Consider the following 21,359-nt stretch of genomic DNA (forward strand, 5'->3'; position numbering starts at 1 on the left):
GTCGGGCCCGGGGAGGCCCCGGGTCCGACCGGCCCGACCGGGGCCGGGCGGGCTAGGCGGCGATGGCGAGGACCTGTGGCTGCGCGAGCGTCTTGTACACGGCGGTGCGCAGCTCGATCGAACGGTCGAGTCTCGCCGCGTTGAAGTAGAGATGACTGTGTATCAACAGCTCGTGGTCCACGAGGAGTTCGAGTTCCGGGTGGAACGAGAACGGGATGATCGAGCCGCTCGCGCAGCCGCTCAACCGCTCGGCGGTGGTGCGGTCCGCGAAGCCGACCCGACTGGATCCGAGGGCCCGGCCGACGGCGTCGAGGTCGACCCGGCGGTCGCCCGGCACCACGGCGAGCGCGTACCGTCCGCCACCGTCCTGTTTGCTGCGCTTGGCCCGGACGACGATGGACTTGGCGGCCTGCTCCAGCGGGTGGCCGCGCAGCTCGCTGGCGAGGGCGGTGTTCCCCTCCGGCTCGTGGCAGATCGTGCGGTAGGCGGCCGGGTCCGCCGAAAGCAGGTCCAACAGCCTGCTGTAGGTGGAGAGTTCAGGGAGCTCGGGAAGGTCGGGGAGCTCGGGGAGGTCGGGGAGTCCGGCGGGGGTGGCGGAGTCGGACGGGTCGGAAGAGTCGGCGATCCCGGTCGGTCGTCCGTCGGTGGCCGGGCTCGTGGTGGACAGGGCAGGGGTCATGGGTGCGGTCCTCACAGACGGGCATCGGGGCGTGGAGCGGCCCGCGCCCTGCCTGCGCAGCACGACGGGCCGTCGTTCTGGGCCTTGCCTGGTGCTGTGGTGCGGTCGACCGTCCCGGGGGGTGCGCGGTCTGCCCTGCCGCGCTCCGAACGGATGGTGCGGCGAGGGTCGGGCCCGTGCGGGCTCCCGTGTGTTCGGCGCCTCCGGGACCGGGCCATCGTACTCCGGGGCCGGGCCCGGGGCGGGGCCCGATCTGCCGGTTGACCGGCAGCTTTGCGGATCGGGACCCGCCCTGGGGAGCCCCGTTGCCGGAGGCGCCGGCCGCCCGGTCCGGGCCGCCGCCGGCTACTGGTCGAGGTAGGTGAGGACGGCCAGCACGCGACGGTTGTCGGTGTCGGTCTGGAGGAGGCCGAGCTTGCCGAAGATGTTGCCGATGTGCTTCGCCACGGCCTTCTCGGTGATGAACAGGGCCTGGGAGATACCGGCGTTGGAACGGCCCTGGGCGAGCGCTTCGAGGACCTCGCGCTCGCGGTCGGAGAGGGCGGCCAGGGCGGTGTCGCGCCCCTTGCGGACCAGCAGGCCGGAGACGACCTCCGGGTCCATGGCGGTGCCGCCGGCCGCCACCCGGTGGATCGAGTCGAGGAACTGGGCGCCGTTGGTGACACGGTCCTTGAGCATGTAGCCGACCCCGCGGCCGCCGGTGGCGAGCAGTTCCCGGGCGTAGAGGGGCTCGACGTACTGGGAGAGGAGCAGGACGGGGAGGCTGGGGTCGGTGCGGCGGGCGGTGAGGGCGGCGCGCAGACCCTCGTCGGTGAAGGTCGGCGGCAGCCGGACGTCGATGATCGAGACGTCCGGCCGCTGCTCGGTGAGGGCCCGCAGGAGGTCCGGTCCGTTGTCCACGGCGGCCACCACCTCGTGGCCGTACGCCTGGAGGAGACGGATCAGGCCGTCCCTCAGGAGGAAGTGGTCCTCGGCGAGGACAATGCGCACGGAAGCTCCATGGTCACCGTGGTGGGGCCGTTGACGGGGCTGCTGACGGCGACGATCCCGTCGAAGGTGGCGAGCCGCCGTTCGACGCCGCGCAGTCCGGTGCCGAGACGGGCGTCCGCGCCGCCCCGCCCGTTGTCGGAGACGGTGACGCGCAGCACGCCGCGATCGTAGCGGAGGTCGATGTGGGCGCGGCCGGCGTCGGAGTGCTTGGCGACGTTGGCGAGGAGCTCCGAGACCGCGAAGTAGACGGCGGACTCCAGCGGCATCTCCGGGCGGCCCGGCAGGTCCGCGGTGACCTCGGTGGGGACGGGGCTGACCATGGCCAACGCCCGGACGGCGTCGACGAGTCCGCGGTCGGCCAGGACCGGCGGGTGGATGCCGCGGACCAGGTCGCGGAGCTCCTCCAAGGCCTTGGCGGAGGACTGGCGCGCCTCGACCAGCAGGGCGCGGACGGCCTGCGGATCCCGCTCCAGCAGGTGCTCGGCGGCGTCCAGGGTCATGCCCATCGCGACCAGGCGGGCCTGCGCGCCGTCGTGCAGGTCGCGCTCGATCCGGCGGATCTCGGCCATCCGGGTGTCGACCGCCGCGCTGCGGGTGGTGGTCAGGTGGGCGATCCGACCGGCCATCAGCTCCTGCTCGCTCGGGGCGAGCATCGCGCGGGTGTAGCGGGTGTGGCGGTGTACGACCCGCGGCGCCAGCCAGAGGGCGAGCGGCAGTTGGAGCACGCCGAGGAGGCCGGCGAGGGCCGCGGTGACCGGGCCTTCGATCGGGATGAACTCGTACCAGAGGCCGTCCAGGACGGTGGACAGCCGGACGCCGAAGAAGGCCAGGAAGACGCCCCAGAGGCCGCTCAGCACGAAGGCGACCGGCAGGAAGGCGAGGAGGCCGCCGACGACCGGCTCGGTGAAGATCCAGGCGAACTCCCGCCGGGTCTGCGGGTCGCCGGTGATCCAGCGGTAGCGGGCGATCATGCCGGAGGCGCCCGCCGGCACCTCCGGCAGCGGGCCGGGCGGGCCCGGTATCCGCACGCCGGACCAGTCCTCGGCCAGCGCCCGTTGACGGTCCGCCAGTGCGCGGACGCCCGCCATGGCGCGCGGCACCAGGCCGAGGCCCGGGCCGACCAGGGTGATCGCCCCGGTCACCCCGAGGGAGTGCCCGAGGGCGACGAAGGACAGGCGGCAGAGTGTCAGCGCCCGCCGCAGACCGGTGAGTCCGGCGGGGATCGAGAACCCCCGGACCTCGACCGGTGCGGGACCTCCCCCGGGTTCCGTCGTGCCGTCCATGGACGTGCCCCTCCCTGTGGTGCCGTTGTGGTGCCGTCGTGGCGCCCCGGCCGCGACGGCCGTGCAGCCATTCTGGCGAGCGCGGGGCGGCGGTGTCGGTGGGAGAAACTCCCCTCTTTTCCCGGCCGGGGACGATCCCGCGGGGGCCGGCGGCTCAGCGGGTGGCGTGGCGTATCGCGCCCACGGCGAGGACTCCCAGCGCCAGGGCGGCGGCGAGGCCGGCGACCGCCGCCGGGGCCGGGGCGCCGGCCCCGGAGACGCCGAGGAAGTCCAGGCCGCGGACGTGGTTGACCATCCCGTACCAGAGCAGTGGGTAGACGGTCTGGAACAGCCGGGGACCGCGGGTGACGGTGCCGCAGAGCATGGCCAGGGCGGGGACCAGCAGGGCCCCGGCCAGCGCGCCCGCGGCGGCCCGGGTCTCCCCGGCGCCGAGCAGCCGGACCACCGGCCCGGCCACCACCGCCAGGGCCGGGACGATCCCGGCGAGCAGGGCGGACAGTGTCCGACGGAGCGGGGACGGACAGGCGCCCAGCAGTTCCTCGACGCTGCCGCCGTCCGCGCGGTGGCCCATCCGGGACCAGAGCAGCACCGGCCAGAGCACGGCGAACGGCAGCACCGCGTGGCTCGGCCCGTCCGGCGCCACACCCAGCGCCAGCGCCGCGATCGCGGCCGCTCCGGCCCACCAGGACCGCTGCCCCCGGACCAGGATCCGTAGCTCCCCGGCGAGCGCGGCGAGCACCGTGCCGCCCCTGCGGGCCGGGGTCAGCCGGGCCGGATCCCGGGCGAAGTCGGCCGGCCCGGCCTCCGGGGCCGCGCCGCCGCCGTCCTGCCGCGGGCCGCCGCGGCCCCACCCGCCCGGGCGCACCCCCGTCGCGCCCGGGCGGAGTCCGGTCGGGGCCGGCCGGGACTCCGCCCCGTCGAAGCGCCGGAACCACAGCGCCCCGAGCAGCGCGAGCCCGACCGCCGCCGCGATCAGCAGCAGCCCCGTCCGGGCGGGCCCGCCAGCCTCGCCCGCCCCGAGACCGGGCCAGTCGAAGGTGCCGAGCACCCGGTTGTCCGCCGTCAGTCCGACCCCGAACTCGACGCCGTCGACCGGCCGCCCACTCGCCGCGATCACCTCCCGGATCGAGGCGGTGATCCGCCGCATGCCCAGGAGGTCCGGACCGCCGCCGGTCTGCGCGCCCAGGACGAACACCAGCCAGACCGCGAACCACACCATCGACCCCAGGCCGCCGCGCAACCCCGGCAGGGTGTCGAAGAGCACCGCGCACCCGGCCACCGCCGCCAGCAGCGGCAGCGTGATCAGGACGTACGGCAGCAGCAGCCGCACCACGTCCACGTGGCCGGAGTCGCCCTTGAGCAGCTGCACGCCGAGCGCCGTCCCGGCCAGGGCGGCCAGCATCGAGCCGAACAGCAGCAGATTGCTGCCGAACTTGCCCGCCAGGTAGGCGAACCGGCTGATCGGCGTGGCGGCGAGCAGCCGGCCCACGCCGCCCTGCTCGTCCCGGGGGATCGCCCCGCGCGCGATGCCGAAGCCCGCCAGCGAGAGCCAGACCGCGCCGCCGAGCGCCGTCACCGTCCCCACGTAGCCGCTGGTGTAGCGGCCGTGCAGGTCGGTCACCTGGAACACCTCCCAGCGGGAGTCGCCGACCGGCGCGGCCAGCAGCCCGAGGGCGAGCGTGCCGAGCAGCACGACCAGGTAGCCGGGCCGCCGCCGACGCTCCCGGAAGTCGGCCAGGGCCAGCGCCCCGATGCGCGTCACCACGCCGCCACCTCCTCGGCGGCCGGGGCGGCGGTGAGCAGCAGGTACGCGTCGTCCAGCCGGGGTGCGACGGGCTCCGCCTCCGGGGCGGGCCGGGCCGCGGACAGCACCCGCGCCCGGACGCCCTGCGGGGTGCGGGTGGTGCCGCCGAGCAGGAACCGGGAACGCAGCGACGGGAGCCGGTCGGCCGCGACGGGCAGCTCCCAGACCGAGCCCTCCGCACGGCGGAGCAACTCCTCCGGGGTGCCGTGGTGCAGCAGCCGGCCGTGTCCCATGACGGCGATCCGGTCGGCGGTGGCGGCCACGTCCGGCACGATGTGGGTGGACAGCACGACGATCCGGTCGGCGCCGAGGCCGCTCAGCAGGCTGCCGAAGCGCAGCCGCTCCTCGGGGTCCAGCCCGACCGTCGGCTCGTCCACGATCAGCAGCGCCGGATCGTTCAGCAGGGCCTGGGCGATGCCGACCCGCTGGCGCATCCCGCCGGACATCGCCCCGAGCCGCTGCCCGGCCGCGCCCGACAGGTTGACCAGGTCGAGCAGTTCGGCGATCCGGGCCTGTGCGGGGCGCCGACGCATCCCCTTGGCGGCGGCCAGGTAGCCGAGGAACTCACGGGCGGTGAGCTGCGGGTAGACGCCGAAGTCCTGCGGGAGGTAGCCGACGGTGCGGCGCAGCGGCCCGGGGTGCCGGGCGGTGTCGACGCCCTCCCACAGCACCTGCCCCGAGGTGGGCCGGGTGACCGTGGCCAGGACGCGCATCAGGCTCGACTTGCCGGCGCCGTTGGCACCGAGCAGGCCGAGCACGCCGGGCCGCAGCGTCAGCGAGAAGGAGTCCACCGCGCGCTTGCCGCCGCGGTACTCCTTGGTCAGGTCGAGGATCCGGAGTTCGGTCACGCACCGAATGCTTCCGGGCCGGCGCGTTCCGCACATCTGCCGTTCGGCAGAGATCCGCGGGGTTTCCGGGCGGAAACGGCGGGAGGGGTGGGCCTTTCGGCACACCCCTCCCGCCGTTCACCCGTTTCAGTCCTCGTCGCCGAGGTCGCCCCCGAGGTCGCCGTCCGGCGTGCCGCTGATCGCGTACCCCTGCCGGCGCGCCTCGTAGCAGGCCACCGTCGCGGCCGCCGACACGTTCAGCGAGCCGACCCGGCCCAGCTGCGGCACGAACACCACCTGGTCGCAGAGCGCCAGCGCGTCGGGCGTGATCCCGCGGTCCTCGTGCCCGAGCACGAACGCCACCGCCGGGGTGAGCTCGGCGGCGAACATCGGCACCGCCTCGTCGGCCAGTTCCAGGCCGACCACCTTGAAGCCGTCCGCCTTCGCCGCGGCCACCGCCTCGGCGACGGTCGGGAAGTGCTCCACCTTCAGGTACTTGTCGGTGCCCATCGCGGCCTTCTGCGCGCCGGACGAGCGCACCGACGGGGTGTCCCCGGCCAGGTACAGCTTCTCGGCGCCCATCGCCGCGCCGGTCCGGACCACCGAGCCGACGTTGAACGGCGACTGCAGGTTCTCCAGGATCATCGCGAGCCGGAACTCGTTGCTGCGCCGCCACGAGCGGTGCAGACGCTTCAGTTCGGTCCCGCGCAGCTGCTTCACGACGTCGTACCTCGTCCATTCTCCGGGCCCTCGCCCACCTCGGGGCGGGGCCGCGCTTCCAGAATCCGGAACCCGTTGACCGAGGTGACCCGGGTCGTCGGGTAGCCCTGGTCGTTCAGCCACTTCTGCAGCGAGTCCGAGCCCAGGTGCTTCTGCACCACGAGGAACGCCGAGCCGTCCGGGGTCAGCCGGCCGAGCCAGTGGGTCAGCAGGCGGCGCAGCGCCGCCTTGCCGATCCGGATCGGCGGGTTGGAGTAGATCGTCGCGAACCGGACGTCCTCCGGGACGTCGTCGGGCAGCGCGGCCTGCACGTTGCCCAGCCCCAGCGCCCCGGCGTTCAGCCGCACCAGCTCCAGGGCGCGCTCGTTGACGTCCACCGCCCAGACCGGCAGCCGCTTGCGCCGGGTCGCCCAGGTGAGCGCGATCGGGCCGTAGCCGCAGCCGACGTCCAGGATCGGACCGCGCACCCGCGGCTGAGGGGCGTTCTCCAGCAGGATCCGGGTGCCCGGGTCGAGCCGGTCGCGGGAGAACACCCCGGCGTCGGTGGTCAGTTCCAGGGTCAGGTCCGGCAGGGACACCGTGATCGGCCGGCGGTCGCTGGCGACCTCGGGTGCACCGGTGAAGTAGTGCGAGCCGGACATGCGTTCCCCGTCGTTCGTATGGGCCTCGGGGCCACCGGGTGGGTGTGGGTAAGCCCTTTGTACGGCACCGATCGTACCCCCGGCGGCCTGGGCGGCGTTCCGCGCGGGCCACCGGCCGGTGCCGTGCCCGACCCCGCGCGCGACGTGGCGGACGGTGCTCCGCGCGGGCCGTCCGGTCAGGCGCTGCCGGGACTCTTGCGGGTGGCCACGTTGATGCGGTTCCAGGCGTTGACGGTGAAGCAGACCGAGATCAGCTGCGCCAGCTCGGCCTCGGTGAAGTGCGCGGCGGCCCGGGCGTACACCGCGTCCGACACCCCGCCGCCGATCCGCGCGATCTCCTCCGCGAGTGCCAGGGCGGCCCGCTCGCCCGCGCTGTACACCCCGGCCGGGGCCTCCGGCCAGACCGGCAGCAGATGGATCCGCTCGTCGGACTCGCCGGCCTTGCGGGCGTCCTTCGCGTGCATGTCGAGGCAGTACGCGCAGCCGTTCAGCTGGGAGGTGCGCATCTGGACGAGTTCGACCAGTGCCGGGTCCAGGCCCGCGCGGGCGGCGGCGTCCAGGGCGATCATCGCGCGGAAGACCTTCGGGACGGTGCGGGCGTAGTCGAGGCGGGCGGGGGTCCCGGTGGTCTCGTTCGTCGTCATGACGTCGACCCTAGGGGCGGAATGAACCCGCTCCCTGGGCCATTGAGTGGCGTATTTCGTGGGTCAATCGGCAGGGCGGGCCGGGTGGGCGCGCGCCCTCCGGCAACACGCCGGGGCGGCCCCGGCGCTTCGCGTCCGGACCCCGGGCGGCGGATACTGCCAGTACCGCCACCCGGATCGCGGGGAGCTTCCGAACAGTGAGGACGGATGCCATGCCGCAGGATCACGAGGAGTACCTGATCGACGAGACCGCCGAGACCGTGGAGCCCGACGAGGAGGCGCCCCGGTCCGACGAGTACGACGAGGTCGCCGAGCGCCGCGCCCTCGGTGCCGACCCGGCCACCGACGTCGCGGACGTCGCGGAGCAGGCCAGGGTGGTCCAGCTCGACGAGGACGAGTACCGGGAGTGAGCCGGCCCGCGCCGCGGGCCCCCCGGGCTCACAGCGCGCGGCGGCGCTGCAGCCAGGCCATCGCCGCCCAGCCCGGCAGCACCGGCAGGATCAGCGTCAGCAGCCGGTACAGCGCCACCGCCGCCAGCGCGCCGCCCTTCTCCATCGACGCGGTCTGCTGCAGCAGCGTGATCAGCGCCCCGTCCACCGCGCCGGCCCCGCCCGGGGTCGGCGCCGCGCTGCCCGCCGCGTTGCCCACCAGGAACACCACCGCGACCGAGGCGAAGGACGGCTCCCGCCCGATCGCGCGGGCACAGCAGTACAGGCAGGAGATCAGGCAGATCGACACCAGCAGCTGCCCGGTCACCCCGACCGCCAGCCGGGCCGGGCTGCGCAGCAGGTCCAGCAGCCGGGGCAGCACCTCGGTGGTCAGCGGCCGCAGCCGGGCCGCCAGCCAGCGCCGGGCCACCGGGATCGCCGACACCACCGCCAGCAGCGCCGCCGCCCCCGCCAGTCCGCCCACCACCGCGGGCAGCGCGTCCAGCTCGGAGCCGCCCGGCTGCATGTCCAGCAGGTAGACGAAAGCCCCCAGCTGCAGCAGGTGCAGCACCAGTCCGATCATCGTCCCGACGCCGACGCTGGACAGCGCCTGCGCCGTCGGGATCCCGGCCCGCTGCAGCAGGCGGGTGTTCAGCGCGACCCCGCCGACCCCGCCGGGCGACACCAGCTTCACGAACGACCCGGCCAGCTGGGCCAGCACCGCGTTGCGGAAGTCCAGCCGCTCCGGGACGAAGCCGACGAAGCCCATCGCCGCCGTGACGTGGCTGGTCGCCGCCGCGACCAGCGCCAGCAGCAGCCACCACGGGTCGGCGTCCGCCAGGGCGGAGACCGGATTGTCCTCCGCCGCGAACAACTGCGGGATCAGCAGCCACCCGGCCACCACCCCGCCCACGACCGCCAGCAGCGTCCGCGGCCGCAGCCGCTCCAGCCGCACCGGCCGCCCCACCACCTGCGGCCGGGCCCGCAGCGCCTCCGCCCGGATCTCCTCCAGCAGCCCGCCCGGCCCGGGGCCGTCGGCGGCGGGGCCGTCGGTCGCGGCGCCGTCGGGGGCACCGCGCCGGGGCGCGGGCACGGAGTCGGCCGCCGTCCCCGGGGCGGGCGGGCCCTCGACGGTTGCGGGCGCGCCGGCCCGTTTCGCGTGGAGCTTGAGGGCGCGGCGGGTGGTGTGGGTGAGGGCGATGGGCTGGAGGAGGGGGAGGGCCGCGTCGACCGGGTCGGGGCCGAGGACCGCGGTGGCGGTGCGGACCGAGCGGGCCGCGCCGGTGCGCAGCGCGAGGGTGGTGAGGAGCTGGGCGACGTCGCAGCGCAGGACGAGTTCGGTGGCGGCGATGTCGCCGTCGGCGAAGTCGACCAGGTGCACCGTGCCCGCGTCGTCGACCAGCAGGGAGGAGGGGACGAGGGCGCGGTGGGCGATCTCGCGGCGCTGGAGCAGGGCGAGCTGGCCCCAGGCGTCGGTGAGCAGCGCGTCGGTGATCTCCTCGTCGGCGAGCTGGTCCAGCGTGCGGCCGGGCAGCCGCCGGTACGCGATGAGGGCGGTGTCCTGGCCGAGGCCGGCGGTGGCGGCGATGTCGCGGGTGCGGACGCCGGCGGCCAGGGCCGCGTACGTGACCAGGGCCTCGTGCTCCAGCCCGGTGCGCGGGGAGCGCAGCACCCGGGGGTCGGGGGCGGTGTGCAGCCGCAGCCGGCGCCAGGCGCGCCGGACGGCGGCGGCGGTGACGGCCTGCCGGTCGAGGAGCTGGACGTCGAGTTCGGGGCGGTCGTCGGCCTGCCGGACCCGGTAGCGGTCCGGTCCGGTCGGGTGGGCCTCGACCGGGCGCAGGCCGCTCTCGCGCAGGGCGCGCAGGATCTCGCCGGGCCGGGGGCAGGGGTCGGGGGTGCCGACGGCGTACAGGGTGCCGTGGGCGCCGGTCCAGCCGATCAGCAGGCCGAGCAGCAGCGCGGTGGGGGTGGCGAAGCCGCCGGCGAGTCCGGCGAGGCCGTAGAGGGCGAGGACGCTCCAGGGCAGGCGGCGTTCGCGGCTGCCCGAGGCGGTCATGAAGGCGAGGACCGGGGCGAGGTAGCCGTAGACCGGTTCGGTGCGCCCGAGGACCTCGCCCGGCAGCGGCTGGGTGAGCGCGGTGAGCAGCGAGTGCGGGGCGAGGCCGTCGGCCCACAGGTCCACGCCGAGGGTGGCGCCGTAGGCGAGGACGGCGGCGAGCAGCCCGTCGGAGACCTGTTGGAGGGCGCGGCGCCGGTCGGGTCCGAGCAGGCGGCGGACGGCGAGGCCGACCGGCAGCAGCAGGACGGCGGCGGTGGTGAGCCCGCCCGCCAGGCTCGCCAGCGGCCGCGGCACCAGGGAGGCGGCCTCGGCGACGTCGGCGGCGATACCGCCGGTGGTGGCGCGGGCGTAGTCGGCGAGCAGCAGGGTGAGGGCGGCGGCGAACAGACCGCCGAGCAGCCGGATCAGCGCGACGGGCTGCCGGATCCGGCCGGTGACGGGTGCCGGGTGGGCCGGGGACCGGCCGGGGCCGGTCTGCGCGGGTATGCCGCCGGTGCCGGTGCCCGCCGGGCTGCTGCCCGCCGTTCCGGCCGGTCCGTCCGACCGCGCGGACGCACCGCCGGTGTCGCCCCCGTCGGTGTCGCCGTTCGTTCTCCCCGTCACGATCGCCACGGATGGCATGCTCCCACGTCGTCCGCGGGCGCGGAGCGGGGACGCCGGAGGGGCCGCCGCGGGGCCGGTCGCGTCCGCGGGGTGCGCGGGGCGGCCGGGTGTGCGGGGTGGCGGGGTGCACGGGGTGGCCGGGCGGTGCGGGTCGCCGGGCCGGGGCGGCGACGGCGCACGGCAGCGGGTCGCCGGTGGTCGCGCCGTGGGCCGGGCGGTGGGCGGGCGGGACGGCCCCGGGCGGCTTAGCCTGCACTCATGAGCGCCTGCGAAGACCTCGCTCTGGCTCCTCAGGACATCGAGCCCCTCCCGCCCGCAGGCGGCTGCGCCGACTGCCTCGCGCAGGGCCGCCGGGACTGGGTGCACCTGCGGATCTGCCTGGACTGCGGTCACATCGGCTGCTGCGACTTCTCGCCGCAGCGGCACGCCACCGCGCACTTCCACAACACCTCCCACCCGGTGATCCGCTCCTACGAGCCGGGGGAGGACTGGCGCTGGTGCTTCGTCCACGAGGTCATGGGCTGAGGCGGGGCGCGTCCGCCGTCGGCGCTCCCGGTGGCGCGGGCACGTCGGCCCGATAAAATCCGGACATGACGCCCGCGCGGCCCTCCGGCCGACACCCGTCCGGCCGGTGACCGCCGAAGGGAGGCCGACGATGACCAAGCGAACACCGGGCAGCACCGCCCAGCTCCGCCAGGGCACCCAGGAACTGCTGGAACGCCGCGGCATGGCGAGCCCGCCCGTCCGGATCGCGCCGAAGCTGCGCACCGGTGCGACGTCCTCCGCCGGCGCCGGGTACGGCACCGACGATGCGTTCCGCCACGGCGGGCGCGACACGCCCGCCACCACCGCGCACTCCGCCCCGGCGATGCACGCCGAACTCAAGGGGCACCGGCACCGCGGCGCGGAGAAGCACTCCGCCCACTGATCGCCGCCCGGCCCGCCGTGCCACCGAGGGGTGGGCGCCGAACCCCGGCGCCCACCCCTGACGCGTGGTCAGGGGCGTTGTCGGGGATCGTCTCAGGGCCGGTTCGGGGGATGTCCCGGATGTCACCGCCGGGCGCCCTCCCGAAGACTCTCTCCCGTCAGAACCGCCGCCGTCCGGGCGGGCCGCCGCAGGGGCGGTCCGACGCTTCCCGGGCGAGCCGTCACGGGAGAGAAGCCGGATGAACACCCCGCCCCGCAGCAGCCGTTGGCCCGTCATCGTCGCAGCCGGCGCGCTGCTCACCGTCACGGTCGGCACCGCGGCCCCGGCGCTGGCCGCCGACGCGCCCCCGGGCGGCACCGGAACCGGCACCGTCGCCGCTGCTCCGGCCTACCCGACTGCTTCGGCTTCCCCGGCCTCCCCGGCCGTCCGCCCGGGACCGCTGGACCGGCAGTCGCTCGCGAGGACCCTCGACACCCTGCCCGCCGACATCACCGGCGCACTGGTCCGGGTCGACGGCCCGGGCGCCCGGTGGCGCGGCACCTCGGGCGGGGACGTCCCGGCGGACGCCCGGTTCCGGATCGGCAGCATCTCCAAGGTGTTCACCTCGACCGTGATGCTCCAGCTCGCCGCCGAGGGCGAGGTCGACCTGGACGGCACCGTCCAGCGCTACCTGCCCGGGCTGCTGCCGGCCGACTACCCGGCGGTCACCGTGCGGCAGTTGCTCAACCACACCAGCGGCCTGCCCGGTGGCGGCGGGATGACCTCCGGCGACGGCAGCACGGCGTGGTTCGCCGCGCACAAGGCGGAGTACTTCAGCCCCGAGCAGGTGGTCGCCGACATGCTCACCCAGCCGATGAACTTCGCCCCCGGCACCGCCCAGCAGTACAACGGCAACAACTACTTCGTCGCCGCGATGGTGATCGAGAAGGTCAGCGGCGACACCTTCGCCGACCAGGTCCGCCGGCGCATCACCGGTCCGCTGGGCCTGCACGCCACCTACGTCCCGGACGCCGACGACCTGACCGTCCGCGGCCCGCACACCCACGGCTACGTGGACGTCCGCGCCGCCGACGGCAGCACCACCCGGGTGGACGTCACCGAGCAGAGCCCGTACCCGTGGGCCGAGGGCGGCATGATCTCCTCCGCCGCCGACCTGGAGCGGTTCTTCGAAGCGCTCTACCGCGGCCGGCTGCTGCCGCCCGCCCAGCAGGCCGAGGTGTTCGCCGTCCCCGACCTGCCGAACAGCCACAACAAGAACTGCGAGATCGGCCCGACCGCCGGCCACGCCTGCTACAGCACCGCGGGCCTGCTGCGGACCGTCCTGCCGAACGGCACCGAGGTCTGGGGCAAGAACGGCTCCCGCCCCGGCTACAGCAGCGGCGTCTTCGCCACCCGCGACCTCTCCCGCACCCTCGTCGTCGGGCTCAACCCGACCGGCATCACCGGCGGGGAGTTCCCCACCCTGTGGAAGCTGGTGACCACCGGCTTCGGCTCCGGCCAGGCGTACGGGACGCGGTGAGCCGCAGCGCGGCGGGCCCGACCGTCGGTGCCCTGCGCTAGGTTCGTCCCGTTCACCAGGGCACGGCAGGACGACGGGGGCGCACGATGGCCGACGTGATCACGGAGGAGCCGGTCGAGCTCCAGCTGGAGCGGTACCGGACCGAACTCACCGGCTACTGCTACCGGATGCTCGGCTCGGTCTTCGAGGCCGAGGACGCGGTGCAGGAGACCATGGTCCGGGCCTGGCGTGGACACCGGGGCTTCGAGGGCCGGGCCGCGCTGCGCTCCTGGCTGTACCGCATCGCCACCAACGTCTGCCTGGACGCGCTGAACGGCCGCAACGCCCGGGCCCGCCCGATGGACCTGGCGGGCCCGGTCACGGTGGCCACGGCGCACGACGCCCAGCTGCCCGAGGTGACCTGGATCGGCCCCGCACCGGACGGCCGGGTGCTGCCCGAGACGGGGGACCCGGCCGAGGTGGCCGCCCAGCGCGAGTCCGTGAAGCTCGCGTTCGTGGCCGTGCTGCAGCGGCTCGCGCCCCGGCAGCGCGCGGTGCTGATCCTGCGCGAGGTGCTGGGCTGGAAGGCCGCAGAGGTGGCCGAACTCCTCGGCGTCACGGTGGCCTCGGTCAACAGTGCGCTGCAGCGCGCCCGTGCGGTGCTCGCCGCGGACGCCCCGGCCGCCCGGCCGGCCCCCGCCCTGGACGAGGACCACCGCGCGCTGCTGGACCGCTACGTCCGTGCCTTCGAGGCCTACGACATGGACGGCCTGACGGCGCTGCTGCACGAGGACGTCACGCTCAACATGCCGCCGTTCGCGATGTGGCTGCAGGGGCAGGACGAGCTCCGGGCCTGGATGCTCGGCCCCGGGAACGGCTGCCGCGGCTCCCGGCTCGTCCCGGTGACGGCCAACGGCGGCCCGGCCTTCGCCCAGTACCGGCCGAGCCCGGGGGGCGGGCACGAGCCGTGGGCGCTGATCGTGCCGGAGGTGTCAGCGGGCCGGCTCACCGGGTTCACCAACTTCCTCGACACGGACGTGCTCTTCCCGCTGTTCGGTCTGCCGCCCCGGCTCGCCGCCGGGCAACCGGGCGTCGGGCAGTTCGGCGTCGGGGAGTCGGAGGCCGAGTAGCCCGTCCGGGCCGAACGGACCGGCGGCGTCCGGCAGCAGCGCCGAGAGCCCGCTGAATGCGAGCAGTTCGCGCAGCGGGCCGCTCGCGTTCAGCAGCACCACGCCCACCCCGTGCCGGCCGGCGGCGAGCCGCAGCCGGGCGAGCGCGTCGACGACGGCCAGGTCGGGGGCGGTCAGTGCGCCCAGGTCGCAGGTCACTACGGCCGTGCTCGGTGTGGTGCCTTCGGTGGTTCCGGTGGTGGTGGTCATGCGGGTTGGACCGTCGCGACGGCGCCGACTCATCGGTGCGGCCCGCATCGGCCCGGACGGGTTCCTACCGGCCTGCGTCGGCCCGCACCGGCCCGGACGGGTTCGTACCGGCCTGCGTCGGCCCGCACCGGCCCGCCCGAAGTCCGGTGGCAGAGTGGGACCGTCGCACCCACCCGACCCAGGAGGAACACCGTGACGGCTGAGCCCTTGAAGTCCCGCGAGGAATGGCTGGCGTCCCTGCCCAGGATCTACGCGGCGGCGGGCTGCCTGCTCCGGGACGAGTCCGGCCGGGTCCTGATCGTGAAGGCCGGCTACCGCGAGCACTGGCAGTTCCCCGGCGGCACGATCGACCTCGGCGAGGGCCCGGTCGAGTGCGCCAAGCGGGAGCTGGAGGAGGAGACCGGTCTGGTCCGGGAGACGGGCGAGCTGCTGGCCATCTCCTGGACCCACCCCTCGGGCGAGCTCGACCACCCCGCCGAGCACCTCATGTTCGACTTCGGCACCGTCCCGGACGGCACCCCCGTGACCGTCCCGGCCGGTGAGCTGGACGACCACCGCTGGGCGCCGGTCGAGGAGGCGCTGGAGCTGCTCGGCCCGGCCCGTTCGGCCCGGCTGCGGGCGGCGCTGGAGTCGGCCGTGGACGGCCGGGTCCGGATCGTCACCACCCGCGTCTCCGGGTTCTAGCGCGAAGTGCCGTGCCCCGGGCGGGGGTTCCGTCCGGGGCACGGCGCGGGGACTCAGTCCTGCTGCTCGGACTCCGCGGTCCGGGCGGCGATGAGGGCGGCGATGGCCTCCGAGACGAAGGTCTCCGCCTCGGACTTGTCGACCTTGAGCGCGGTGAGGACGCCCTTGCGGTCGTCCTGCTCCAGCAGGGCGAGCAGGATGTGCTCGGTGCCGACGTAGTTGTGCCCGAGCTTGAGCGCCTCGCGGAAGGTCAGCTCCAGCACCTTCTTGCTCCCGGCGTCGAAGGGGATCAGCGCGGGCAGCTCGTCGACGCCGGCCGGCAGGGCGGCGGCCGCAGCGGCCCGCAGGGCCTCCGGGGTGACGCCCTGGGCGGTGAGCGCCTTCATCCCGATGCCCTCGGGTTCGGCGAGCAGGCCGAGCAGCAGGTGCTCCGTGGTGATCTCGGCGTTGCCGGCCTTCCGGGCCTCCTCCTGCGAGGCCACCACGACGCTGCGGGCCCGGGGGGTGAACCGGCTGAACCCCTGGCTGGGGTCGAGGTCGGCCGTGGTGGCCGGGTCCTTGGGGACGAAGCGCTTCTGGGCGGCCTGCTTGCTGACGCCCATGCTGCGGCCGATGTCGGTCCAGGAGGCGCCGGAGCGCCGGGCCTGGTCGACGAAGTGGCCGATCAGGTGGTCGGCGAGTTCGCCGAGGTGGTCCGCGGCGATGACCGCGTCCGAGAGCTGGTCCAGCGCGTCGGTGTGGACGGTCTTGATCGCGGCGATCAGGTCGTCGAGGCGCAGGGGAGTGCTGGTGGGAACAACGGGATTCTCCATGCGTCAACCGTAGGTTGTCGACCCGAGGGTCGTCAACCATCGGTTGACGATTGTCGTGGAGCTTCCGCCGGCCCGCCCTACACGCCGGGCAGCAGCCGGTCGCGAACGGCGGCGATCCGGTCGGGCGTGACGCCCGCGGCGAGCAGGTAGCCGACCGGGTCGAAGCCGTCGAGCGCGGCCTCCAGGGCGGCCTCGGAGGTGGTGCCGGCCTCGGCGAGCACCGCGTCGATCCGGCGGTACGGGTCCGGCAGGCCCAGAATTCCGTACAGCGGACGGACGTTGGGGTCGCTCAGCAGGTAGTCCTCGGCGATCGCGGCCCGGTCGACCCCGGCCAGGGCGAGCAGCAGCAGGGCGGCGAGGCCGGTGCGGTCACGGCCGGCGCCGCAGTGCACGACCACGCCGCCGGGGCGGGCGCCGGCGATCGCGGCGATCAGCGCGGCGGCGGCGTGCGGGCAGTGGTCCAGGTACGGGCGGAGCGCGAGCGGGGTGCCGTCCAGCCGGCCGTGGGCCTCCCACCAGGTGGGGCCGGCCAGTTCGTCCAGCGGGACGCGGACCAGGTCGATGCCCTCGGGGAGCGGGAGGAGCGGCTTGTACTCCTCGGCGTCACGCAGGTCGATCACGGTGCGGACGCCGTGGTCGAGGAGGGCCTCCCAGCCCTCGGCGGTGAGGCGGTCCAGGTTGTCCGCCCGGACCATCGCGCGGCGGGCGGTGAGCCGGCCGGCGGCGGTGGGCAGCCCGCCCAGGTCGCGGACGTTCAGGCAGCCGTCCCAGACGAGGGTGCGGTCCTCGGTGGTGGTCAGCGCGTCCGTCGTCCGGTTCATGGGACTCCCCGTTTCCTCGTCGGGGGTACCGTTACCCCCTCGTTATGCAAGGACTCCCGGGAGATCCGTATGGTTCCTGTCCGTTCGAGTCCTCGGAACCGGTCGTTCAGGTGCCGGCCGGGCGGGGCCGTGGTGTCGGCGGGGCGGCGCGCGGGCGTCGGCGGGGGTGGTGTCCGGTGCCGGCCGGGGCGGTGCTCAGGCGGCGGTCGGGGCCCCGGTCTCGGCGCTGACCAGCTTCTCCATCGGGTCGGCGGCGATCCGGCCGAGCAGCGAACCGGCCAGGATCGCGCCGAGCAGGAACACGGTGGACAGCCAGGTCATGGTCGACACCGGCAGGGTGAAGGCGCCGACCACCCGGGCCGCGCACTCGGCCAGCAGCGCGGTGCCCCAGATGCCCGAGAACAGGCGCTCGTGGCGGCGGAAGGACCTCGACGCGGCCGCCCGGCCCCCGGCCAGCCGCTGCCAGGCGGCGGCGCGGGCCCGGTTCCCCTTGGTGAGGAAGGGCATCAGCACCGAACTCATCACCGGGCGGCCGATCAGGGCGGAGGCCAGGATCGCCAGCGCCACCGTGCCGCTCAGGGCGCCGTCCTTGGCGATCATGAGCCGGGCGTCGCCGGTGACGAAGGTCAGCGCCAGGCCGGCCAGGTTGACGGCCAGCATCAGCGCGGCCCACAGGTTGAGCTTGCGCTCGCTCAGCAGGCCGACGACGGTGCGGGCGGCCGGGAAGGCACTGCTCCAGGCCAGCGCGGCGAACTCGCTGAGGCCGCAGACGGAGTGCAGCAGGTAGTAGCCGGCCATCGGGGCGGCCACGTCGAGGGCCAGCGGGCGGAGGCCGGAGACCAGCGGGTTGGGGGCCTTGGCGGGAGCGGCGACGGCGGTGGTGACGGCTTCGGCGCTGACGGTCTGGCTCACGGTGGGTTCCTCCCCGGCTGGTGGCCGCGGGCTGCTGCCCGCGTCGTGCCTCCAGTCTTTCCGTCCGACCCTCCGTCAGAGCAGTGCCGTCCGTTGCGGGATCCACGTGACAGCTGTCATGGTGCGCGTCGTGACACCGCCTCCGACCTGCGGGTTTCCGGCGGTCGGCGGTCCGCCGCCCGTGGCTCCTGGCCGCCCGCGGCACCTCCGCCGGTGCCGCCCGCGGGTCCTGGCCGTCCGCAGGACCTAGCCGGCGGCCGGGAAGGTCCACAGTTCGCGGCCCAGGCTGTCCCGGCAGCGGACGGTGTCGTACCGCTCGTCCCCGGCGGACAGGAAGCCCCGTGCGGCCCCGGTCAGGACGGTCCGGGCGACGGCGTCGCCCCGGGTCCAGGCACCGGTCAGCACCAGCGCCCCGTCGGCCAGCTCGGCGCGCCGCACCCGGGGCACCGAGGCGGTCAGCAGCGCGGCGTTGACCTCCTCCAGTTCCGCGGGGGAGAGGTAGGTCTCCCCGGTGCGGGTGCGGTCGGACTCGGCCCGGCGGCGCAGCTCCGGCAGGCCGTGGTGCCGGACGGCCGCGACGGCGTCGTCCAGCGGGAGCCGCCAGCGCCGTCCGGGCAGCACCTCCCACCAGACGTCCTCGCCGACCGGGAGCACCTCGCCGATCCGGGCCCGCCAGGTCTCGACGCCGTGGCGGACGCGCGGGTCGGGCCGGTGGCCCGGCAGGCCGGCGGCGGTCCAGTCGGCGCGGCGGACCAGGCTGAGGTCGAAGGTGAAGGGCACCCGGTCGGCGGCGGGCCGCTCGACCAGGCCGAGCAGCATCCAGTGGGTGTCGTCCGGGAGGACGAAGGTCCGGCGCCACCCGGTGAGGCCCAGGGCGCGCAGGGCGGGCGCGAGGTGCTCGCGCAGTCCCCTCGCGTGGAGCTCGTGGGCAGTCGTCATCGTTCGTCCCTGCTGGTCGTGCCCGTGGACGAGCGCCCGTCCACGGGTTGGGGTGGTACCCGTCGCTGGTACCCCGGAGGCCCGTCGGCCGGTCCTCGTGGCGTCGATCCCTGTCGATCCCTTCGGAACCGGCACGCTCCGGGCCGGGGGGCGGGAGGCCGGGTGGGCCCGTCGGCCCGGAGCGTGCCGGCCGCCCGTGCGTCGAGGCGTGCGGCGGGTCGCGTCGGGCGGGGCCGCGTCCGGTCGGTCCGGGCGTTCGGCGGGTCGGCTCGGCCGGGCACGTCGTCGGTCCCCGAGACCGGTCGGACGGCGGCCCGGACTGATTCGTCTACGGACAACGTAGGCGGTGGGGGCCCGACCGGTCTGCGGGCGAACGGCAGTGGTGCCCGGGACCTTCGCCCCGTGCGGGCCGGTCCTTCGACCGGAGCCGACCCGTTGCCCCGAATGGCGCATCATGTGGCGGGTGCAGAGTGCAGAGCGCCCCGGAGCGGGCACCGGCAGCCCAGTCGGCCGGTCCGGACCAGTACCGACCACCGGCCCACCACCGGAACCGGCCGCTCCGGCGGACCTGTCCGAGGCGGTCCGTGCCGCGCAGGGCGGGGACGAGGAGGCCTTCCGGCTGCTGTTCCGGACCGTCCAGCCGGGCCTGCTGCGCTACCTGCGGGTGCTGGTCGGCGGCCGGCCGGAGGACATGCAGGACGCCGAGGACATCGCCTCGGAGACCTGGCTGCAGATCGCCCGTGACCTGCGGGGCTTCTCCGGCGACGGGGACGGCTTCCGCGGCTGGGCGGCGACCGTCGCCCGCCACCGGGCGCTCGACCACCTGCGCGCCCGCCGCCGCCGTCCGGTCGCCGACCTGCCCTTCGAGTACCTCGTCGAACTGGCGGCCGGGGACGACACCGCGGGCGCCGCGCTGACCACGGTCGGCACCGCCGACGCGCTGGCGCTGATCTCCCGGCTGCCGCGCGACCAGGCCGAGGCGGTGCTGTTGCGGGTGGTCATGGAGCTGGACGCGGAGAGCGCCGCCCAGGTGCTCGGCAAGCGGGCGGGCAGCGTCCGGATGGCCGCCCACCGGGGGCTGCGGCGGCTGGCCAAGCTGCTGGAGCAGCCGTTCGTCTCCGGGGACGGCATCCCGTCGGCGCGGACGGGTGGTGCGCCGGCCGGTCCGGCGGGCGGTTCCACGGGGGACCGGTCGGCCGGGAACACGGCCGGAACGAGCGCGGGCAAGGACTCCGGGCGACCCGCGGGGAAAGCCGCGAGAAAAAGTTCTCCGCAGGGTGTGACAGAACGCCCGGCCGCGACGCTGAAGGACATGAGATGAGCACCAACCGATCCCGTCGGATCGACCGTGATGCCGCCGAGCAGTTGCTCGGCGGTGCCGTGGCCGCCCCGTCGGCCGGGCAGGACGCCTCGCTCACCGGACCGGACGGCGGTCCCGGGCAGCTCGCCCGGGTGCTCGCCGCGGCCGCCGCTCCCGCGACGGCCGGAGAACTGGCCGGGGAGGAGGCCGCCCTGGCCGCGTTCCGGGAGGCGAGTCTCACACCCGAACCCGTAGTGACCCCCGTCCGGAGACGATCGATGGCAACCGCCGCGCTGGCCAGGGCCTTCAGCACGAAGGCCGCTGCCGCCGTGCTCGGCGCCACCGCGCTGTGCGGGGTCGCGGTCGCCGCCGGTACCGGCAACCTGCCGTCCGGGCTGGGTGGCGGCCCGACCGAGCCGGAGCACACGGTCGCGGCCCAGGGCGGCGTCCTCGGCACCTCACCGGGTGCCTCGGCCGGTCGTTCCCCGGCCGCCGGTGCACCGTTCGCCCCGGCGTCCGGGTCGGCCCGTCCGTCCGCCGGCCCGCAGACGGCCGCCCCGTCCGGCACCGCGACCCCCGGCGACCCGTCGGCCGGGGGCCGCGGTGACCGTCCGGCCGTCCCGCCCGCGCTGCTCGGCCTCTGCCGCGGCTTCGCCGACCGGGTGGCCAAGGGCGAGCGCCCGGGCCGACTGGCCGCCGATCCGCTCTACGGCCCGCTGGTCACGGCGGCCGGCGGCGCGGACAAGGTGGCCGACTTCTGCGGCGAGGCGCTCGACGAGGGGGGCGACGACCACCAGGGCGGCACCGCGCAGCCGCGCGACCCCGGCCGCACCGGTGCCACTCCGAGCACGGGCTCCGGCTCCGGCAAGGGGAACACCGACGGCGGCAGGAACGGCGGCAGCAGTGGCGGGGACACCGGCGGCGGCGACGCCAAGCCGGGCAAGGCCGGAGTGCCGCTGCCGACTCCGCCGGTCGCACCCACCGTGCCGGACGTCCGACCGAGCAAACCGGACCGCTCCGGGAACGGCCAGTCACCCGAGAGGTGACCCCCTGAACTCCGGGTGGGCGGCGAGCGACTCCCCCCGGGCTCGCCGCCCACCCGGAACGCCCCACCCGCACCACCGAGCAATACCCGCACCACCGAGCAGCACCCGCACCACCGAGCAGCACCCGCACCACCGAGCAGCACCCGCACCACCCGGCACCGCCCCGCGGTACCGGCAGGAAGCAGTACCACCCGAAGACTCCGGGTGGACGGTCGGCTCCCCCGTGCCCACCGTCCACCCGGCCGGCCCCGGCCGGACCGGCAGGCGTTCCCCCGGACGCGTCGCCGGCCCGGCCGGCCCGGAAACGTGGGGCCCCCCCCCCCCCCGTCCGGGCGGGCCGCCCCCCCCCCCCCGCGGCCCGG

The 21,359-nt window shown here is 75.6% G+C and carries 21 protein-coding genes; 8 read left to right on the forward strand and 13 right to left on the reverse strand.

Annotated features, from left to right (window positions below; genetic code table 11):
• Positions 1-52 precede the first annotated feature (52 nt).
• The 8 genes from ACFV04_RS27005 to ACFV04_RS27040 all read right to left on the reverse strand — a co-directional run bounded on the left by ACFV04_RS27005 (position 53) and on the right by ACFV04_RS27040 (position 7,588).
• Entirely contained in the window at positions 53-679 is a 627-nt protein-coding gene (locus ACFV04_RS27005; protein WP_380533088.1) for a YbaK/EbsC family protein, read from the reverse strand.
• A 345-nt stretch (positions 680-1,024) separates the two neighbouring features.
• A complete protein-coding gene (locus ACFV04_RS27010; RefSeq protein WP_380533091.1) occupies positions 1,025-1,669 on the reverse strand; it encodes a LuxR C-terminal-related transcriptional regulator in 645 nt (214 codons plus the stop codon).
• A complete protein-coding gene (locus tag ACFV04_RS27015; RefSeq protein ID WP_380533094.1) occupies positions 1,633-2,952 on the reverse strand; it encodes a sensor histidine kinase in 1,320 nt (439 codons plus the stop codon). Before ACFV04_RS27015 ends, ACFV04_RS27010 begins: the two co-directional genes overlap by 37 nt.
• A 154-nt stretch (positions 2,953-3,106) precedes the next feature.
• Entirely contained in the window at positions 3,107-4,717 is a 1,611-nt protein-coding gene (locus tag ACFV04_RS27020) for an ABC transporter permease (RefSeq protein WP_380533097.1), read from the reverse strand.
• Complete coding sequence (locus tag ACFV04_RS27025; protein ID WP_380533100.1) at positions 4,711-5,604, reverse strand: ABC transporter ATP-binding protein; 894 nt, start codon at positions 5,602-5,604, stop codon at positions 4,711-4,713. Before ACFV04_RS27025 ends, ACFV04_RS27020 begins: the two co-directional genes overlap by 7 nt.
• A gap of 126 nt (positions 5,605-5,730) precedes the next feature.
• Positions 5,731-6,303 carry a TrmH family RNA methyltransferase gene (locus tag ACFV04_RS27030; RefSeq protein ID WP_360252545.1) on the reverse strand — a complete coding sequence of 191 codons (573 nt, stop codon included), beginning with the start codon at positions 6,301-6,303 and terminating at the stop codon, positions 5,731-5,733.
• Positions 6,300-6,944: a methyltransferase gene (locus ACFV04_RS27035; protein ID WP_360252548.1), complete on the reverse strand. Its 645-nt coding sequence runs from the start codon at positions 6,942-6,944 to the stop codon at positions 6,300-6,302. The genes ACFV04_RS27030 and ACFV04_RS27035 overlap by 4 nt, the downstream gene beginning before the upstream one ends.
• Before the next feature lie 176 nt (positions 6,945-7,120).
• On the reverse strand, positions 7,121-7,588 hold the full coding sequence (locus ACFV04_RS27040) for a carboxymuconolactone decarboxylase family protein (protein WP_380533104.1): 468 nt from the start codon (positions 7,586-7,588) through the stop codon (positions 7,121-7,123).
• Positions 7,589-7,800: 212 nt separating this feature from the next.
• On the opposite strand from ACFV04_RS27040, the gene ACFV04_RS27045 reads away from it, so the two are divergent.
• On the forward strand, positions 7,801-7,998 hold the full coding sequence (locus ACFV04_RS27045; protein ID WP_360252554.1) for a hypothetical protein: 198 nt from the start codon (positions 7,801-7,803) through the stop codon (positions 7,996-7,998).
• A gap of 28 nt (positions 7,999-8,026) precedes the next feature.
• Here the strand turns inward: ACFV04_RS27045 and ACFV04_RS27050 are convergent, their stop codons facing one another.
• Complete coding sequence (locus tag ACFV04_RS27050; protein WP_380533107.1) at positions 8,027-10,687, reverse strand: lysylphosphatidylglycerol synthase domain-containing protein; 2,661 nt, start codon at positions 10,685-10,687, stop codon at positions 8,027-8,029.
• 249 nt (positions 10,688-10,936) lie between these two features.
• Here ACFV04_RS27050 and ACFV04_RS27055 point away from each other — a divergent pair, with 249 nt between their 5' ends.
• The 5 genes from ACFV04_RS27055 to ACFV04_RS27075 all read left to right on the forward strand — a co-directional run bounded on the left by ACFV04_RS27055 (position 10,937) and on the right by ACFV04_RS27075 (position 15,167).
• Positions 10,937-11,203: a UBP-type zinc finger domain-containing protein gene (locus tag ACFV04_RS27055; RefSeq protein WP_360252560.1), complete on the forward strand. Its 267-nt coding sequence runs from the start codon at positions 10,937-10,939 to the stop codon at positions 11,201-11,203.
• A gap of 130 nt (positions 11,204-11,333) precedes the next feature.
• The gene (locus ACFV04_RS27060) at positions 11,334-11,606 is read left to right on the forward strand and encodes a hypothetical protein (protein WP_380348305.1); all 273 of its coding nucleotides are present in this window, start codon (positions 11,334-11,336) and stop codon (positions 11,604-11,606) included.
• Between the two features lie 238 nt (positions 11,607-11,844).
• Positions 11,845-13,125, forward strand: a complete 1,281-nt coding sequence (locus ACFV04_RS27065) for a serine hydrolase domain-containing protein (RefSeq protein ID WP_380533111.1) — start codon at positions 11,845-11,847, stop codon at positions 13,123-13,125.
• Between the two features lie 86 nt (positions 13,126-13,211).
• Positions 13,212-14,234 carry a sigma-70 family RNA polymerase sigma factor gene (locus ACFV04_RS27070; RefSeq protein ID WP_380533114.1) on the forward strand — a complete coding sequence of 341 codons (1,023 nt, stop codon included), beginning with the start codon at positions 13,212-13,214 and terminating at the stop codon, positions 14,232-14,234.
• Between the two features lie 441 nt (positions 14,235-14,675).
• The gene (locus ACFV04_RS27075) at positions 14,676-15,167 is read left to right on the forward strand and encodes an NUDIX hydrolase (protein WP_360252572.1); all 492 of its coding nucleotides are present in this window, start codon (positions 14,676-14,678) and stop codon (positions 15,165-15,167) included.
• Between the two features lie 53 nt (positions 15,168-15,220).
• On the opposite strand, the gene ACFV04_RS27080 is transcribed toward ACFV04_RS27075, so the two are convergent.
• The 4 genes from ACFV04_RS27080 to ACFV04_RS27095 all read right to left on the reverse strand — a co-directional run bounded on the left by ACFV04_RS27080 (position 15,221) and on the right by ACFV04_RS27095 (position 18,651).
• A complete protein-coding gene (locus ACFV04_RS27080) occupies positions 15,221-15,979 on the reverse strand; it encodes a Clp protease N-terminal domain-containing protein (RefSeq protein ID WP_380348299.1) in 759 nt (252 codons plus the stop codon).
• Between the two features lie 77 nt (positions 15,980-16,056).
• Positions 16,057-16,800 carry a tyrosine-protein phosphatase gene (locus ACFV04_RS27085; protein ID WP_380533117.1) on the reverse strand — a complete coding sequence of 248 codons (744 nt, stop codon included), beginning with the start codon at positions 16,798-16,800 and terminating at the stop codon, positions 16,057-16,059.
• A 195-nt stretch (positions 16,801-16,995) separates the two neighbouring features.
• Positions 16,996-17,712, reverse strand: a complete 717-nt coding sequence (locus ACFV04_RS27090) for a VC0807 family protein (protein ID WP_380533120.1) — start codon at positions 17,710-17,712, stop codon at positions 16,996-16,998.
• A 246-nt stretch (positions 17,713-17,958) separates the two neighbouring features.
• Positions 17,959-18,651: a hypothetical protein gene (locus tag ACFV04_RS27095; protein ID WP_380533123.1), complete on the reverse strand. Its 693-nt coding sequence runs from the start codon at positions 18,649-18,651 to the stop codon at positions 17,959-17,961.
• A 454-nt stretch (positions 18,652-19,105) separates the two neighbouring features.
• Between ACFV04_RS27095 and ACFV04_RS27100 the strand changes: the two genes are divergently transcribed.
• Positions 19,106-19,972: an RNA polymerase sigma factor gene (locus ACFV04_RS27100; protein ID WP_380348291.1), complete on the forward strand. Its 867-nt coding sequence runs from the start codon at positions 19,106-19,108 to the stop codon at positions 19,970-19,972.
• Complete coding sequence (locus ACFV04_RS27105; protein WP_380348289.1) at positions 19,969-20,997, forward strand: hypothetical protein; 1,029 nt, start codon at positions 19,969-19,971, stop codon at positions 20,995-20,997. Before ACFV04_RS27100 ends, ACFV04_RS27105 begins: the two co-directional genes overlap by 4 nt.
• Positions 20,998-21,359 lie beyond the last annotated feature (362 nt).

Origin of the sequence: Kitasatospora sp. NPDC059599, assembly GCF_042735125.1 — a bacterium.
In the GTDB taxonomy this organism is placed as follows: domain Bacteria; phylum Actinomycetota; class Actinomycetes; order Streptomycetales; family Streptomycetaceae; genus Kitasatospora.

Coding starts and splice junctions, on each gene's coding strand:
- ACFV04_RS27065 (WP_380533111.1), top strand. CDS start 11,845: ATGAACACCCCGCCCCGCAGCAGCCGTTGGCCCGTCATCGTCGCAGCC.
- ACFV04_RS27015 (WP_380533094.1), bottom strand. CDS start 2,952: ATGGACGGCACGACGGAACCCGGGGGAGGTCCCGCACCGGTCGAGGTC.
- ACFV04_RS27005 (WP_380533088.1), bottom strand. CDS start 679: ATGACCCCTGCCCTGTCCACCACGAGCCCGGCCACCGACGGACGACCG.
- ACFV04_RS27045 (WP_360252554.1), top strand. CDS start 7,801: ATGCCGCAGGATCACGAGGAGTACCTGATCGACGAGACCGCCGAGACC.
- ACFV04_RS27070 (WP_380533114.1), top strand. CDS start 13,212: ATGGCCGACGTGATCACGGAGGAGCCGGTCGAGCTCCAGCTGGAGCGG.
- ACFV04_RS27105 (WP_380348289.1), top strand. CDS start 19,969: ATGAGCACCAACCGATCCCGTCGGATCGACCGTGATGCCGCCGAGCAG.
- ACFV04_RS27095 (WP_380533123.1), bottom strand. CDS start 18,651: ATGACGACTGCCCACGAGCTCCACGCGAGGGGACTGCGCGAGCACCTC.
- ACFV04_RS27100 (WP_380348291.1), top strand. CDS start 19,106: ATGTGGCGGGTGCAGAGTGCAGAGCGCCCCGGAGCGGGCACCGGCAGC.
- ACFV04_RS27060 (WP_380348305.1), top strand. CDS start 11,334: ATGACCAAGCGAACACCGGGCAGCACCGCCCAGCTCCGCCAGGGCACC.
- ACFV04_RS27035 (WP_360252548.1), bottom strand. CDS start 6,944: ATGTCCGGCTCGCACTACTTCACCGGTGCACCCGAGGTCGCCAGCGAC.
- ACFV04_RS27055 (WP_360252560.1), top strand. CDS start 10,937: ATGAGCGCCTGCGAAGACCTCGCTCTGGCTCCTCAGGACATCGAGCCC.
- ACFV04_RS27080 (WP_380348299.1), bottom strand. CDS start 15,979: ATGGAGAATCCCGTTGTTCCCACCAGCACTCCCCTGCGCCTCGACGAC.
- ACFV04_RS27085 (WP_380533117.1), bottom strand. CDS start 16,800: ATGAACCGGACGACGGACGCGCTGACCACCACCGAGGACCGCACCCTC.
- ACFV04_RS27040 (WP_380533104.1), bottom strand. CDS start 7,588: ATGACGACGAACGAGACCACCGGGACCCCCGCCCGCCTCGACTACGCC.